Source organism: Psychrobacter sp. AntiMn-1, assembly GCF_001854065.1.
Lineage (GTDB): Bacteria > Pseudomonadota > Gammaproteobacteria > Pseudomonadales > Moraxellaceae > Psychrobacter > Psychrobacter pacificensis.
Genome location: NZ_CP012969.1, coordinates 747,803 through 763,274, shown reverse-complemented (window position 1 = coordinate 763,274; position 15,472 = coordinate 747,803). Strand labels below are relative to the sequence as shown.

At 40.1% G+C, this 15,472-nt stretch carries 10 protein-coding genes; 3 read left to right on the top strand and 7 right to left on the bottom strand.

The features are described 5' to 3' along the window. Positions 1-85: 85 nt before the first annotated feature. The 7 genes from AOT82_RS03025 to AOT82_RS02995 form a co-directional block, all read right to left on the bottom strand. Positions 86-1,477, bottom strand: a complete 1,392-nt coding sequence (locus AOT82_RS03025; RefSeq protein WP_071001763.1) for a GIY-YIG nuclease family protein — start codon at positions 1,475-1,477, stop codon at positions 86-88. Further along, on the bottom strand, positions 1,431-3,632 hold the full coding sequence (locus tag AOT82_RS03020; protein WP_197496719.1) for a DEAD/DEAH box helicase: 2,202 nt from the start codon (positions 3,630-3,632) through the stop codon (positions 1,431-1,433). Before AOT82_RS03020 ends, AOT82_RS03025 begins: the two co-directional genes overlap by 47 nt. A 70-nt stretch (positions 3,633-3,702) precedes the next feature. Beyond that, the gene (locus AOT82_RS03015; RefSeq protein ID WP_071001762.1) at positions 3,703-6,492 is read right to left on the bottom strand and encodes a class I SAM-dependent DNA methyltransferase; all 2,790 of its coding nucleotides are present in this window, start codon (positions 6,490-6,492) and stop codon (positions 3,703-3,705) included. Between the two features lie 492 nt (positions 6,493-6,984). Further along, entirely contained in the window at positions 6,985-7,251 is a 267-nt protein-coding gene (locus AOT82_RS03010) for a hypothetical protein (RefSeq protein WP_071001761.1), read from the bottom strand. 75 nt (positions 7,252-7,326) lie between these two features. Then, positions 7,327-7,551 (bottom strand): hypothetical protein, encoded by a 225-nt coding sequence (locus AOT82_RS03005; RefSeq protein ID WP_071001760.1) that lies wholly within the window; start codon positions 7,549-7,551, stop codon positions 7,327-7,329. Between the two features lie 233 nt (positions 7,552-7,784). Further along, positions 7,785-8,105 (bottom strand): hypothetical protein, encoded by a 321-nt coding sequence (locus tag AOT82_RS03000; protein ID WP_071001759.1) that lies wholly within the window; start codon positions 8,103-8,105, stop codon positions 7,785-7,787. Between the two features lie 810 nt (positions 8,106-8,915). Continuing rightward, entirely contained in the window at positions 8,916-9,935 is a 1,020-nt protein-coding gene (locus tag AOT82_RS02995; protein ID WP_071001758.1) for an AraC family transcriptional regulator, read from the bottom strand. 174 nt (positions 9,936-10,109) lie between these two features. Here AOT82_RS02995 and AOT82_RS02990 point away from each other — a divergent pair, with 174 nt between their 5' ends. The 3 genes from AOT82_RS02990 to AOT82_RS02980 all read left to right on the top strand — a co-directional run bounded on the left by AOT82_RS02990 (position 10,110) and on the right by AOT82_RS02980 (position 15,380). Beyond that, a complete protein-coding gene (locus AOT82_RS02990) occupies positions 10,110-11,543 on the top strand; it encodes a coniferyl aldehyde dehydrogenase (RefSeq protein WP_071001757.1) in 1,434 nt (477 codons plus the stop codon). 109 nt (positions 11,544-11,652) lie between these two features. Further along, positions 11,653-13,413, top strand: coding sequence for a GMC oxidoreductase (locus tag AOT82_RS02985; RefSeq protein WP_071001756.1), 1,761 nt, complete (start codon positions 11,653-11,655; stop codon positions 13,411-13,413). After that, a complete protein-coding gene (locus AOT82_RS02980; protein ID WP_071001755.1) occupies positions 13,413-15,380 on the top strand; it encodes an alkyl/aryl-sulfatase in 1,968 nt (655 codons plus the stop codon). The genes AOT82_RS02985 and AOT82_RS02980 overlap by 1 nt, the downstream gene beginning before the upstream one ends. Positions 15,381-15,472: the final 92 nt, after the last annotated feature.

Here is a 15,472-nt window from a genome sequence, read left to right as displayed (position 1 = left end):
ACTATTTATAGACCCGTAATATTATAGGTAATCACATCTGATAACTTTTAAACATATGGATATAAGTTAATGCTGCAAGAGCCCATCACTTCAAAACCACCTTGCCAGCCGCACCATCCATGCGATAATTTTTGATATCACCAGCGATAACTAAGTTAATGGCTTTTTCGATTTCATCTAAAGGAACGTTGAACCATTCGGTCGCCTTGTAAAGATTATCATCTACTGCTTTTAAGGATACTTTCACTCTCTGATCATAGAAGAAGGCATGCAAGACCCTTTCCACACTACGAGCATTGGCATCATAGACTTGCCATTCAGCTATGATATCTACGGGCTGTTGCAAGAAAGCGGTATCCCTAATCGAGTGTTTAGTACGCGCTTCTCCTGTAAGGGTTGAGAAGCCAATTTTGTGCAGATGTTTATAGTGCGCTAAATCACTTGGGGTCTCAGTCAGCTTAGCAACATAAATGACACCGGTAAGTTGTCGCTCGTCCCCAAAGTTTTTGGCCAGTTCATCGTCCATCCAGTCGGGATCAGTAATTAACAGCTGATAGCTGTTTTCGTATTTATACTGCGCGGTAGCCAATGAGTGAGTGAGCATATTGGACTCTGTACCATTAGAAAATATTAAGCGTAATCTCTCTTGGCTACGGGTGTTTTTTCTGGCCTCTGCTTTATAAATATTAGCCACATAGCAAAGCATGCCATTTAAAACAAAGACGCTGCCAATGTTGATATCTTTCACTGATGAAAAGTTGGTTTTAGTAAAAGCACCCGTTTGAATGGCTTTAGATATACGCTCAAACGTCGCTTCAAATTTATAAAAGTCCTTACATTTGAACCGGCTGGCTATATCTTCGTCGTTATATTGATCATAGCTGGCACGTGTACTGGCCTTATGATCACTGATTAGGATTTCAGAATGAATATTGTCAAAAATCCCTAGGTCGTCACTGTTAAAAATATCATCTAGACTATTAATCACAGGAGGCTCGCTAACAACCTCAACTACCGGCTCAGCTTTTTCAGTGCCAGCGCTATTTGTCTTTTCAGACTCATTATTCTTATTACTTATACTTTTGTCTGAGAGTGTCGGTTTTTCGTCAGATAGGGTAGAGGCCGTACTTTGAGCAGTTAATAAACCATGTCTATCTAAAGCTAGCAGTTCTTGCGAGTCTGCGTGGTTGGTTTGTATAGTCGCTAACAGGCGAGCTTGTATCTTTTCATTGATATCGTTGGCACTGCTACTAGGCACGTGTCCCTGTTGGTCGATAAAAAGGTTGATAGTGTCAAACTGCTGCGCTAAAACACTATTAGTATCTGCGCTTTTGGTAGTAGGCTTAACATCATCAAGTAGGCCAGTACTGTCATTGATAAAAATATCGTCTAGCGTTTTGTACTCACGACTTTGATAGATCTCATCGAGTTTAATCATGACTATTGGCGTCTCGTTTTGCTTTTTGGTTTCTGACATAAGTGATAACCTCAGCCATACGTCGCTCGATAGCGTCCTCTGAGTTTTTATTAGGTTGACGATTTTTATCTTTCATAAATGCAACTATTTTTGGCCACATCAGGACCGCTTCTTCCTCAGTGACAGTAGAGCGGCTGGCATAGACGACGTCATTGATGGTTTGCAGTACTTCTTTATCGACGGTTCTAGAGAGAACTTCATACGCATCATGAAAGGGGTTGACTGATTTCACAAGGTCAATGGGAAGGTTGTTTACATTGACGAACTTACTGCCCACCTTCACAAAACCGTTGCTAGGGTTCGAGTCGTTGCTACTGCTTGATTGAGTTTTGGGGTTATAAATTTTTGCATCAGCTGGCAGGTGGCGCTCTTTAATAATGTCACTTTCATTGAGCTGACCTTTCCGTTCAGCGTTTAGAGTGGCGATATCGACATATTCAGTGCCTTGCTTAATAAAAAAACGCTCATTTTCGATGACCGCATCCTCAGGAATATCCTTACCTTCAACCACGCCGCCTTGGCGGTTGATGGCCATATACTGCATGACGCCTTCTTGTACTTGCCGTACTTCATTGGTATCTAGCGCTGGATACTTACTACGAATAATACTAGGGATGACGGAATCTGATACGGCTTCTGTTTCTACGTTATTGGTCTCAGCAGCGATATACTTTTTGATGTTCTCTGTATTTTGGGCTAACTGCGCCAATATCTCATCACGGTCTTGGTTGAGTATCTTCATGACTCGATCGGAGGGAGGGTTTACTGTATCGTCAATGACAATGGTACCTGCCGGCAAGTCGGCCTTGCCTAATATATCCAGCTCACTACGACGTTTAAAGTTGATGTTAGGTTTGAGCACTTGCTCCATCAGTAGCGATAGAGTAATGGCTTTTAATAAGTCATTAACAGAGCTTGTCACCTCAGACTTATCTGCTTCTGGTTCAGCGATTAGGTTAGTAAATTGAGCATGGTGTTTGCCCGCGCTATCTCGTGTTGAACGGCCAATAATCTGCACCACTTCAGTCAGCGAGCCTCGATAGCCAATGGTCAATACATGTTCGCAATACTCCCAGTCAAAGCCTTCTTTTGCCATGCCAAGAGCAATAATGATATCCATCTGATCGCGAGAGGTAATATCAGCTAAATAAGCCTGAGTGTTCGCCCGCATAGCGTCATCAGTCACTAGGTCTGCGAGTAGCAATTGCTTACCGTCATGTGCGCGTATTGTCATAACACCAGTAATATCATCACGAGACTCAACTTCACCAATGACATCTATGATACGGCCAACGGTCTCATACTTGTCTGTCTCAGCAGTGAGACTGTTGACGTTAGGAATGTGAATGATGGTCTTCTTACTGGTGTCCAAGCATTCATCTAAGGCATCAAAAAATGATTTTTTATAAAAGTGATAGCCGAGCCCTAATGATTTTAAGTATTCATAACCATTCAGCTGTTCGTAGTAGGTGTAAGTTACCTTATCGAACTTCTCTTCGTCGTTGTCTGACAAGATGGGTACTGAGTCACCACGGAAATATGAACCCGTCATTGCCACAATATGCGCGCTAGTCTGTGTCATAATGCCATCTAGTATGGCACCCAAGCGATTAGAGTCATCCGCTGACACGTGATGGAACTCATCAATACCGATCAGCACATCGTTAAATAGCTCAATACTGCCGCCATCTTCAATCACTTTGTCAAACCCATATCGAAAGCTATGATGGGTGCAGACTAATACTTGGGGTAGGGCGCTGTCATCTACATCTTGGGTAATAAACTCTGAGAATATCGCAGTCTTGCGCGTATCACTTTGGGCGAGACTTAAGCATAAGTTATAACGATCGGCCACTTCCCAATCAGCAAAAAAACCATAGTCGCTTAAAGGCGTTGATTTAAAGGATTTACCGATACTCATCTCTGGCACGGCAATAATGACCTTTTTGATACCTTGATTGATCAGCTTGTCGAGTGCCAAAAACATCATGGCACGTGACTTACCAGAGGCTGGCGGCGATTTGATGAGCAAATACTGGCTATTACGTTTCTCGAACGCACGTGCCTGCATTTCACGCATGCCAAGCGCGTTGTTCTTTTTGCTTTGACCCGTGCGGGCATAATTTTGGTTTAAAATATTGACCGTTTGAGACATGGTTTACTCTACTTACTATATGCAAAAAGCTTAATTTTGGGTTTTACTGCTATGGTTTATAAGCTAAAAGCTACTTAACTTTCTTTTGGGTTTTCTTTTTACCCTTACTCTGCTTTTCAGCTTCGATTAGCTGCTCATAACGTGCCAGCAAATGTGCCAAGCGCTCTTCGGTATTGGCAAAGCCTTGCGGGCGATACAGCTTGTCCACTGCTTCATCGAGATTGCTATGCGCTTGTTTTAAATCTTCTGGCATCTTATCTGGATCGTACAACTCAGCTAAAGTCATGCCAGCATTGCTGGCTCGAGCAAGTAGGATTTCTTCGGCAAGACTTTCAATGTGCTGTTTCTGTTCGTCAGTCGCATCAGGGAAAGGGAAGGTATTGTAGACGATGGTTCCAGAGTATCTATAGTCGCTTTTTAGGCGGCCAGCAACTAGGCGCATCCAGTCGTTATGTGCTAACGAAGTGAGCATACCGAAATCAAAAATATTGCCATCAGGAATTATCTGATTTCCATCAGAGGATATTGTGGATTTATTAAGAAAGCCAACAGGAATATAACGTCGGCGTTCTGAGGATACTCTAGGAACAAGAATATAGTTTTTAGGATTTCTTGTATCTCTAAACTCGTGAGGTCTTTCAGCCAGTTTATTTGCCCCTCCATCCTTGCTTGCTAGGCGCATTTCCTCGGTTTTATTCACTCTGTTTTTCACCAGTGGTAAATTATCTAGTTCTTCGTCTGATATATTAACTAACCAAAGGCAATAACGTTCTTTAGCATTTAAAAACTCAGCAGAGCCAAGTAGCTTTTTTATCCATTTTTCAGATGCTGGTTCTTTACTGATTAATTCATCTTTTTCTTCAGAACTTAATATTAAATTTCCTCCATCAACTGGCTTATTACCATAAACCATTTTTGAACCATCATGGATGGGAGCTCGTTGGCTTTGAACAGCGATATTTGACCCTTTAATTAAATAAGGGCTAATATTAGAAACAACTTCACTATGCCAAGTTTTATCAATTAATTTAAAGATTAATTTTTTGCTATTAGGTTTTGCGGATAAGCCAATAATCACTACGTGTACAGCCGCATTATGTTTGGCATTATTACGCCATGGAAATGTTTGATAAGCAAAGCTAATATGAATGCCCAAATCAAATATATATGGAAATAACATTGCCACTTGCTCACCTTGCGCAATTGAGTTGGTTGATACCAAGGCAAGCTCAGCATTAGAGTTAGCAATATATTGTGAGCCTTTCCAAAACCATGAAGTCACATAGTCAAGCGATTTAAAGTTTTTAAGCTCTTCAAACACCTTTTCCATATCTTTTGACTGTTCATCACTACGACTCCCAGTACCACCAAACGGCGGATTACCAATAATATAAATCTCATCACTGCCGTTATTTGGACAGACCTCATTCCAATCAATACGTAAGCTATTGCCATGAATGATATGCCCACTGTCTTTCAGCGGCAGCATTGGCTGGGATACACCGAACTCCTGCTCGCACAGCACATTCATTTGATGCTCAGCGAGCCATAGTGACAAACGCGCTATTTGACTGGCAAAGTCGTCATACTCAATACCGTACAGGTTATCTAAGCTGATCGCGCTTTGAAAGCCTAAACCTAACAGATTATCCTTAGAGCCTTTGAGTAGCTCACGCTGTGCTTTTAATACCTCAATCTCCAGCTTACGTAGCTCTTTATAAGCAATGATCAAAAAGTTACCTGATCCGCACGCTGGGTCAAATACTTTGATTTGGCTGATACGCTCAAGCAGGGCATCTAAGCGCTCGGCTTTATTATTCTTATGGCGATTGTCATAACTTAATGCTCTTACCGCGTCTAGCTCTGTACGTAGCTCGTCTAAGAATAATGGCTGAATCACCTTCATAATATTGCTAACACTGGTGTAATGCTGTCCTAAGCTGCCACGCTGCTCAGGGTCAATCACCGCTTGAAACATAGAGCCGAAAATATCTGGGTTAATCTCGGCCCAGCTCAAACGTGCGCACTCTAACAAGATACGGCGGGTGCGTGCATCAAACTCCGGGATGGCAAAGGGATATTCAAATAAGCTACCGTTCACATAGGGGAATGCACTTAGGTGAGTGGGCTTGGCATCGCGCTCGGTGCTAGACTCAGGTAAGTTGAGAATGTCAAACAGCTCATATAAGACGCTATCGACATCGCTACCATCTATATTGGTAGTGCCATCGATCACATCATGGAACTGATCTGGCTTAAAGATACCCGTATCTTCGGCATAAAAGCAGAACAGTAGTCTCGTCAAAAATATATTAAGCGCATGTAAGTCATCAGCAGTATTAAACTCATTGAGCTTGCGGATGTGGTCAAACAAGCGCCCCATTTTCTCTGATGCTTGCACATCAGCCGGATGTTCTGAGTATTCGCGAGCACGCTCTAGGCCGGCAAGTGGCAATAGGAAATGGTAGTTCTTATAAAGATCAGCAAAGTCGCAGTCGAGCGTCTCATCATACTTAGTGTCGTTAATCAGTACTGTATTGAAGTCTGTCACCATTACCATACGGATTTTGTGCTGATTGATGATTGGGCTGCTTATCACCTCACTTAGTGCTTTATCAAGGTCTTGGCCTTCAGCGACAGGCTTAAAGTAGATACGATGCTTATTGGCAACCTCACCAGCTTCAGGGTTGGCGGCAACGTTAAAACGGCTATCGTTCTTTTTAAGTGCCGTTATCGTGGTTTTCGAGACATCGAGCAGTTTTAGAAAATCAAAGATAAAGTCGTCTTTTTTGTTCTTATCAATGACTTTGGACGTTAATTTTTCTAAATCTTCAAAAAACTGGGTTTGGTTAAATGCCATGGAGGTCTCTTTCGATGAATTACGGGTGTAAATTAGCAGGCTAATGTGCAATTATAGCGCTATCTTATCGTATTTGAAGGCTTAAGTGTTCTGAAAAATAGGGTGGATATGGTGTTTTATTGCTCAGGTAATCAAACCCCAATATTAACAACATCACCTGAGAAAATCGGATTTCATACCTCAGCCTTTCATGCTATACAAGTAATAGTATGTAGGGGTTTTTAGACTCATCAGAGTAAATAAATCCATGGTATATGGAGATGTTATTGATATTTTGGACACCATGGTTTTTGGGGTATATGCCCCCTGCTAAGGTATAGTTTAAATTAATATTTGGTCTACTCTAGCATTGAATAATTCTTCGCTATCGATATTAATTTTAAAACTATACCTTAATAAAAATAAACTGCAGATCAAAATTTCTTAAAATTATAATATCCCAAGTTAATGTCTACTGATTTGACAGCAAAGGTCATTACTCAAAAATCCTATTTACCAAAACTCGCAGGTGACCGTTTTATTTTTAGAGTCGTATTCAGCCCCTCTTTTTTCCATTTCACCCCAGTATTCCATGGTTCGAGTTTGAAAATTCGGCATAATGGTAGGTACAGTCGCAGTCGATGCAAACTTTAAAACGTTTTCACCACCTGATGATTCAGGTATAAAACTGAATGTATACTCGTCTAGAGGCTGACCGCGGTAGGTAACGCCTTTGTTAAAAATAACCCGATATTCAGTGTATGGTTCACCTTTCTTCATTTTTACATCTTTTATCATATTTCGATATTCTGATAACCATTTCGCCTTCGGCTTTACAAAGTCTCCAGAGGCCTTTTAACCGCTAATACTCTCTATAAATGCTGTGTCTTTAGCAGCAATCTTTTTATAAGGCGGTTTTTCACCAGAACAAGCATCTTCCATCCAACCAAATACATGGACCATATCATTACTTTTATAGCTGCTGACACTTTTAGAAGAGTTAGGAGCAGCTAGAGTAATAGTAGATAGTAAAGATGCAGTCGTTAATAAGGCCAAAGAAGTTATAGATATGGATTTCATAAGTGCTCCAGTAGATAAATATAGGTAGTTAAAGTAGAGAGTAAAGAACTCATTATAGCCGAATAATTATTAGGAGATGCTGCTAATAAATTCATAAGGTACGCAGAAAGCAGTGTCTTTTTTGATGTACTTGAAACATTGCAAAACATCAGAAAAATTAGGACTTTTCTTTTCATAGCGACTTTCTATTTCTTTATCGGAAATTTTTTTAAATGTCTTATGATGTAAATTTATTATTTCAGCTGCTTTACCATTGACTGAGATACTTTTTTTAAATTTTGGACGTTTCCATTTTTATCAAAATCAAACGTAGCATTATTGACGGTACGATAAGTACTACCATTAGGCAGTTTAAAATTTAGTTGGCTAATGGCATAACTCATGCTCCCTCCTACTGCACCATCGTAAGTACAAGACTTTGCAATAACCTTCTTCTTACTAATAGAGTCAACGATGGTGCATTTGGTGTTACCATTAATATCACCCATGCCGGCAATAGCATTAATAGAAAGTAATAACAATGGAGTAACCATCAGTGTTTTTTTGAGCTTCATGACTATATCCTTTTATGGTTTTTAATTTCAGACAAAGTAAATGATAGCCTTGCTGATGAGTTGATTATAGCGTCTGAAATACTGATTATTTTTCTAACCGATGAACGGTTGCCAATCGAATTTGAATTCCTAATGCATATCCCCGTTTTTAGTAGTTAAGGCTATTAGTCGGTTTCAGAGCTTAAGAGGTTAAGAACAAAAATAATAAAGTAAAAACCCAAACCCCAAGACCCCATCTTTGAGCTCATCATCTAGTAAAATTCTAAAAAATAATGACCTCTTAAAGCCATATCAATTGTGGCTTTAAGAGGTTTTTTTGTGCTTAAAATAATCTGAAATATCTAAAACTAGTAGCTATTCTCCAATTTTAAGCACCACAACGCTAAAGCGTTTAACACCTACGTTATTACTGGATAACATAAATTATATTCACTATTTTTATAAAAATGACGAAAAATAATAAAATTAAGGTTAGGCAAAAACTTGTCAATCCTATTAAGGATGATTTGTATGTACATTCGTATGCTAGAGTCTCTTTATGTGTTTGGCAGGGATTGAGACCTAAAACGTCTTATATCAAAATTCGACATTAATAGCGTCACATAAGAAAATTAAGTTTCATAGTCCAGCCCTATGCACTATATAAATAATAGAAGCTAGAAATAGAGATTAACTGCTAAGCTAGCAGTATGATTCACCTATGAAAAAGACATGTTTTAGCGAAAACCAAATCGCTAATGTATTAAAACAGGCATAACTCTAGTGGTCAACTAAGTTAGGAGCGCATATGGGTAGTTAAACCATAATTAACTATGTTACTAATACCTTGGAGCTGTCCTTCCATTCTGTTGGCGTAATACCAAACCAGCTTTTGAATTGTCGGCTAAAAACAGACAGCTCAGCATAACCCAGCTGAAAAGCCACGTCCGTTAGGCTGACGTCGCCAGTATTAATAATTCGCACTGCTTCCTTTTTTCGCACTTCCTCTAATAAGTCTCTGTAAGTAGTCCCTTCGTTTTTCAGTTGACGTTGGACTTTTTTGGGATGCTGTCCTACGCATAACGCAACATTTGCCATACTACAATCAGCAGTAGCTAGTAGCATCTTCATAGAGCTTTCTATCAAAAATATATCATCATGAGTACAGGTACTGTTTTCATTTTCTAGCTGTTGCACAATCAGTTGATTCACCAAATTATCTTCAAAGTAGTGCGGTTTGTAGCTTAAATAAACAGTAGAAAAATATATCGCATTCTTTTTGGTATTGAACTCGACCGGGCATCCTAATACTTGGGTTAATAACTTTTTTGATTGAGGTGATGGATTTTGTTTTAATCTTACTTTTTCTGGACGCCATTTTGGACCAATTAAATCTTTTAAAATATTACAAATTAAGCATATAGATAGCTGTGATTTCTGTGCTCTATCTATGTTCTGTGCATTTTGACGCACCACATCAAGCTCGCATAATTTATCAGAGACCTCATTGATCTGGAAAACAAAACTTTCAGCATGACTATAAATATATTTTTGTGCCACAAGTAATGCTTTGGCTATGTCAGTTTGTTTAGACATGTAGACGCCAATCAACCCTATCGTCTGGATACTCTGCTTGGCGCCAAGCTTTAAACCAAAACATTCCTCGTTACAGACAATCGCTGCCAGCTCTAATAAATTAATATATTTATCATGATCAATCAGAGAATTTGGTTCGCGTATCACAGAAGGTATTAAGCCTATCCTATCAAAGATATTTGTAGGGTCTTTTCCATAGCTGCGAACCAATTCTTCAAAACCGTTTAGACCTGCCGCTCTGATGTAGCTACCCATATCACCCTCTATTTTGTCTCAAATAGTTAAATTAATGTTCTATATAATCAATAATTTGTCCTAAAATGTCAAGAATGTATTAGAAAACCTTGTTAAAGTAAAGTGAATAAAGATTCAATCAATCTATTAAAATCTAATTGAATCATCACGATAGCGGCTGTACAGGGAGTTTTTATGAAAGCCAAATTTGATTCTACAGACATGGAAGGTGAACTACACTACTGCCTGCAACAGCAGAAAAGCTATGCAGAGAAACAAGGTATTGAAAGCATTGCGGTTAGAAAAGCACATCTATTAAATTTAAAAGCAATCATTAACGATCATCGTGAAGCATTAATTGAAGCCGTCAATCAGGATTATGGCAATCGTTCAAGACATGAGACCTTGTTAGCCGAAATTATTACGGCAACAGATGATATAAATAGCAGTATCAAAAATCTAAAAAAATGGACTAAAGTACAAAAGCGTAAAGTAGATATGAGTATGTACTTTGGCGCAAAAAACCGTCTGGTTCCGCAACCCTTAGGCGTTATTGGCTTAATAGTGCCATGGAATTTTCCTATTAATTTATTATTTTCTCAACTTTCCGCCGTTTTTGCCGCAGGCAATAAAGCTATGGTCAAGCTATCAGAGAACTCCCGTCATCTAGCTGCCTTGTTGATTCAACTGATCCCGCAGTATTTTGAGCCTGAAAAACTACAAATTTTTGATGAAACGGGCGGGGTAGGTGTTGCTTTTTCTAAGCTATCCTTTGACCATCTTATATTTACCGGTTCTGGCGCTACAGGCAAAAAGGTTATGGCAGCGGCGGCAGAGAATTTAACAGCAGTCACTTTAGAGCTAGGCGGTAAATCACCTGCGGTCATTGATCCCAATTATCCTTTGACAAAAGCAGTTGAGCGCCTCATGTTCGTCAAACAATTCAATGCTGGGCAAATCTGTACCACTATCGATTATTTATTTGTACATAAGTCACAAAAAGATCACTTTATCCAAGCGGCTAGTGAGTGGGTAGGAAAGCATGTCCCTGATATTCATCATAAAGACTATACCTCAATTATTGATGATCGCGCCTTTCAGCGTTTGTGCCACTGTGTGGAGGAAGCAGAAAATAAGGGCGCTACAGTCATCAACTTAAATAATCAACAAGCAGATAGCTCAGCGCGTAAATTTCCACTGACTTTGATTTTTGATAGTACTGATGAGATGGAAATTGATACTAGAGAGACCTTTGGTCCGATTCTGATGGTTAAGACTTATCTTCAGCCTGAAGAGGTCGTCACTTACATCGCTCAGCGCGATCGTCCGTTAGCCTTTTATCCGTTTAGCCAAGATAAAGCTCTAGTTAACTTTTATATCAATAACGTGATGTCTGGCGGCGTATCGGTAAATGATGCTTTATTTCATGTCGGTCAACATGACTTGCCGTTTGGCGGAGTTGGCGCTAGCGGTATGGGCCATTATCACGGTTACGAAGGATTTTTAAACTTCTCAAAGATGCGACCTGTATTTTATCAAGCTAGCTTTTCAAGCTTAAAGTTTTTGGCACCGCCCTACGGTAACCTTGCCGATCGAGTTCTGAAGTTTTTGACCCATGCCAAATCTTAGTGTAGAGAGCCATACTCAAATACAATCCTACACTTCAATCTTTAAATTATCGAAAAACTATCTGTATCAACTAAGTGACAAAACGCAAACTATTAAAGGAGTTAATAGCATGTTAAATAAGGATGTTAAACCACAGTCAGAGCCACATTTTGATTTTGATCAAATCATTATTGGTTCAGGGTTCGGCGGTTCTGTCAGTGCATTACGCCTAAGTGAAAAAGGTAATAGCGTGTTAGTCCTTGAAAAAGGATTGCGCCGAGAAGATCAGGATTTTCCCAAAACCAACTTAGATACCAAAAACTACCTATGGGTACCTGAATTAGGTATGCAAGGTACCTTGCAGATGAGTTTTACCAACAAAGTCACTGTCGTGCATGGTGTAGGCGTTGGCGGTGGATCGCAGATATATGCCAATGTACATCTTATCCCTGATGATGAAGTCTTTAAGTCTAAGGCTTGGACGCGGCTGCGTAGCGATTGGAAAGAGACGCTGTTACCATATTATGGCTTAGCACAGCGGATGCTTGGCACTGCCAAAAATACCTATACCAACATCGCTGATGATACCTTACAACAAGTCGGCCAAGAGATGGGGTACGGTGACAGCTACAAAACGGTCAACACTGGAGTATTCTTCCCGCTACCAGACGGTGAGAGAGGCAAGATTGTAAAAGACCCTTATTTCAATGGCGACGGTCCAGATCGTCGAACCTGTCAGTATTGTGGCAACTGCATTATTGGCTGTCGATATAACTCTAAAAATACCTTAATGAAGAATTATTTGTATTTTGCCGAGCGTAATGGCGTTGAGATACGCCCTAGTTCTGAAGTCGTCAAAATCATTCCGTTAAATTACGATGGTAGTGATGGCTATGAGCTTATTGTGAAAGAAACGCTTGGTAAAAAAGTGCGCCAGTATAAATTACGTAGCCGAGGGGTTGTGGTATCTGGCGGCGTCATGGGCACAGTGCCGTTGTTACTCAAAATGCGGGATAAATATAAAACGCTGCCAAACATCTCATCCGAATTAGGACAGGAGATTCGCACTAACTCTGAAACCTTAACCACTGCCAATGACACCCGTGAAAAAGTGGACGATGGAGTCGCTATTAGCTCATTTATATCTGTCGATGAAAATACCAATATGGAAGTCAATCGATTCCGAGAAGGCTCAGATGGTACTTGGCTATATGTGCCTTACGTGCCGATGGTCACAGGACCTAGGTTTATAAGGATTGTGAAGTTCTTGATTAATAGTTTAATTCATCCGTTAAAGACTGGCAGAATGCTGCGTCCAAAAGGCAAAGCTCGTAGTTCTATTTTGTTTTTGGTGATGCAAAAATCTGAGGCTTTTATTCATTTAGAGTGGCGACGCAAATGGTATCGCTTTTTTAAAAATGGCATTACTGCTGTACAAAAAGCCAATGACACCCCGTTGACAGTCTCTTTTCCATCAGCTGAAAAAGCAACTCGATTATATGCTGAAAAACTAGGCGGGGAACCAGGATCGTCATTGAGTGAAGTCCTACTAGGAACACCAACGACAGCGCACATCATGAGTGGGGTTTCAATGGGAACCGACGCTTCCAATGGTGTCGTAGATTTTTCAGGGGAGGTTTTCGGTTATAAAAATTTGCGAGTGCTCGATGGATCGATCATTCCAGGAAACCTAGGAGTTAACCCATCTTTGACCATTACCGCCCTCTCAGAGTTTGCCATGAGTCAGATTCCTGTGTTTTCGGAAGAAAAAGCTTCTAAGGTTAAACGTATTCAATTCAGTGAACCGCTTGTAGGACAAACCTCTCATATCAAAGGGATAGGAGATTTAGCAAGTGACTTAAACCGAGTAAAAGAAAAGGAGTTCGTATAATGATTAAGAAAATTTTAGTAGCCGCAATTTCGGGCACATTAATAATAGGGGCTGCACAAGCAGACGATAGTTTGAGTAGTAAACCTGCAAGTAAATTTACTATGCAGCAAAACTATGCCGTATTATCACAATTGCCATTTAATGACAAACAGGATTTTGAATTTGCTGCTAAAGGACTAATTGCAAAGCCTGAGTCGAAGCAAATAAAAAACGCAAAAGGAGAGGTTGTCTGGGATCTAGCGCAATTTGATTTTTTGGATCAAGGTAAGTTCATGGCTTCAATCAATCCAAGTCTACAACGTCAAGCCAAGCTCAATATGAACTATGGTCTCTTCAAGGTAACCGATCGAATTTATCAAGTTCGTGGTTTTGACCTGACCAATATTACATACATTCAAGGTGATACAGGTTGGATTGTTTTTGACCCACTAACCGTTCCAGAAACAGCAAAAGCCGCACATGCTTTGGTGACCAAGCATTTAGGAGATCGGCCAATTAAAGCCGTCGTTTATAGTCATGCTCATGTGGATCATTTTGGTGGAGTGGAAGGCATTATCAGCAAAAATCAGGTAGATAAAGGCGAGGTGCAAGTCATTGCACCACGTGATTTTATGGAGCATGTCGTTAAGGAAAGTGTACTTGCAGGCAATGCTATGGCGCGGCGTGGCTCATATCAATACGGCATCATGATACCTAAAAATCAATATGGCGTGGTGGATGCAGCTTTAGGTAAAGGAGTGCCTACTGGTTTGGTGGGTTTGATTGCGCCAACTTATATCGTAGAAAAAGATCAAGAAACTTTAAATATTGATGGTGTAGAAATGGTGTTCCAAAATACACCAAATACAGAGTCCCCATCAGAGATGAATACATGGTTCCCTCAGTTTAAAACCTTATGGATGGCAGAAAACACCGTCGCAGGTATGCATAACTTGTACACCATACGTGGCGCAGCAGCTCGGGATGCCTCTATGTGGAGTAAAAGCATCAACGTTGCATTACAAAAATTTGGGGTGAAGGCGGATGTGTTAATGGCTTCCCATCATTGGCCGCGTTGGGGTAAAGAAAATATTGTGAAGTACATGGAAAAGCAACGTGACATGTATGGTTATTTGCATGATCAGAGCCTACATTTAGCAAATAGTGGGGTAACAATTAACGAAATTCATAACGAATTTAAGATGCCTAAAGCTTTGGACCAAGAGTGGTATAACCGCGGTTATCACGGTTCAGTCAGTCATAATGTGCGAGGTGTAGTCAATAAATATATAGGTTATTACGACGGTAATCCAGCTACCCTAAACAAACTCAGTCCAGAAGAGGCAGGTAAGAACTATGTGGCTTTGGCGGGTGGTGGTGAAGCGTTATTAAGAAAAGCGAAAGTGGCTTTTGACCGTGGTGAGTATCGCTGGGTTGCAGAACTGATGAATCATTTAGTATTTGCAGAGCCTGACAACATAAAAGCAAAATCCTTACAAGCAGACACTTTGGAACAACTAGGCTATCAGGCTGAAAGTGCAGGATGGCGAAATGCTTATCTATCGGCAGCTTATGAATTACGTCATGGTGTGCCTAAAGAGGTCAAAACGACTCAAGTTGGTCCAGACCTCGTAATAGCGATGGATACAGAGTTGGTATTTGACTACATGGGTGTGCGCTTAAATGCTGAGCGTGCGCTAGACCAAGCGTTTAAAATCAACTTTGTACTGCCAGATCGCAATGAAAAGATCGCCTTAGAATTAAAGAATTCACATTTAAATGTGATGGCCAATACTCAAGCACCTGATGCTGATTTGACTCTCACTTTAAATCGTGAAGATTTTAATAAATTGTTAATAAAAACAGCCTCTTTTGAGACGTTAGTGGCACAGGGGAAAGTACAGCACCAAGGTGATTTAAAATTGGTTCAGCAGTTTTTCTCTATGCTAGATGACTTTGAGTATGGGTTTAATCTGGCAACACCTTAATAAGGTGAAAAATAACTTAAGTTCACTAATAAAATTTAGATAGTTCATAGTAATGGTTTTCGTAAAGTGATATTTATCAGCTTTTCATGGGT

Coding starts and splice junctions, on each gene's coding strand:
- AOT82_RS03025 (WP_071001763.1), bottom strand. CDS start 1,477: ATGTCAGAAACCAAAAAGCAAAACGAGACGCCAATAGTCATGATTAAA.
- AOT82_RS02990 (WP_071001757.1), top strand. CDS start 10,110: ATGAAAGCCAAATTTGATTCTACAGACATGGAAGGTGAACTACACTAC.
- AOT82_RS02980 (WP_071001755.1), top strand. CDS start 13,413: ATGATTAAGAAAATTTTAGTAGCCGCAATTTCGGGCACATTAATAATA.
- AOT82_RS03010 (WP_071001761.1), bottom strand. CDS start 7,251: ATGAAGAAAGGTGAACCATACACTGAATATCGGGTTATTTTTAACAAA.
- AOT82_RS03020 (WP_197496719.1), bottom strand. CDS start 3,632: ATGTCTCAAACGGTCAATATTTTAAACCAAAATTATGCCCGCACGGGT.
- AOT82_RS02995 (WP_071001758.1), bottom strand. CDS start 9,935: ATGGGTAGCTACATCAGAGCGGCAGGTCTAAACGGTTTTGAAGAATTG.
- AOT82_RS03015 (WP_071001762.1), bottom strand. CDS start 6,492: ATGGCATTTAACCAAACCCAGTTTTTTGAAGATTTAGAAAAATTAACG.
- AOT82_RS03000 (WP_071001759.1), bottom strand. CDS start 8,105: ATGAAGCTCAAAAAAACACTGATGGTTACTCCATTGTTATTACTTTCT.
- AOT82_RS03005 (WP_071001760.1), bottom strand. CDS start 7,551: ATGAAATCCATATCTATAACTTCTTTGGCCTTATTAACGACTGCATCT.
- AOT82_RS02985 (WP_071001756.1), top strand. CDS start 11,653: ATGTTAAATAAGGATGTTAAACCACAGTCAGAGCCACATTTTGATTTT.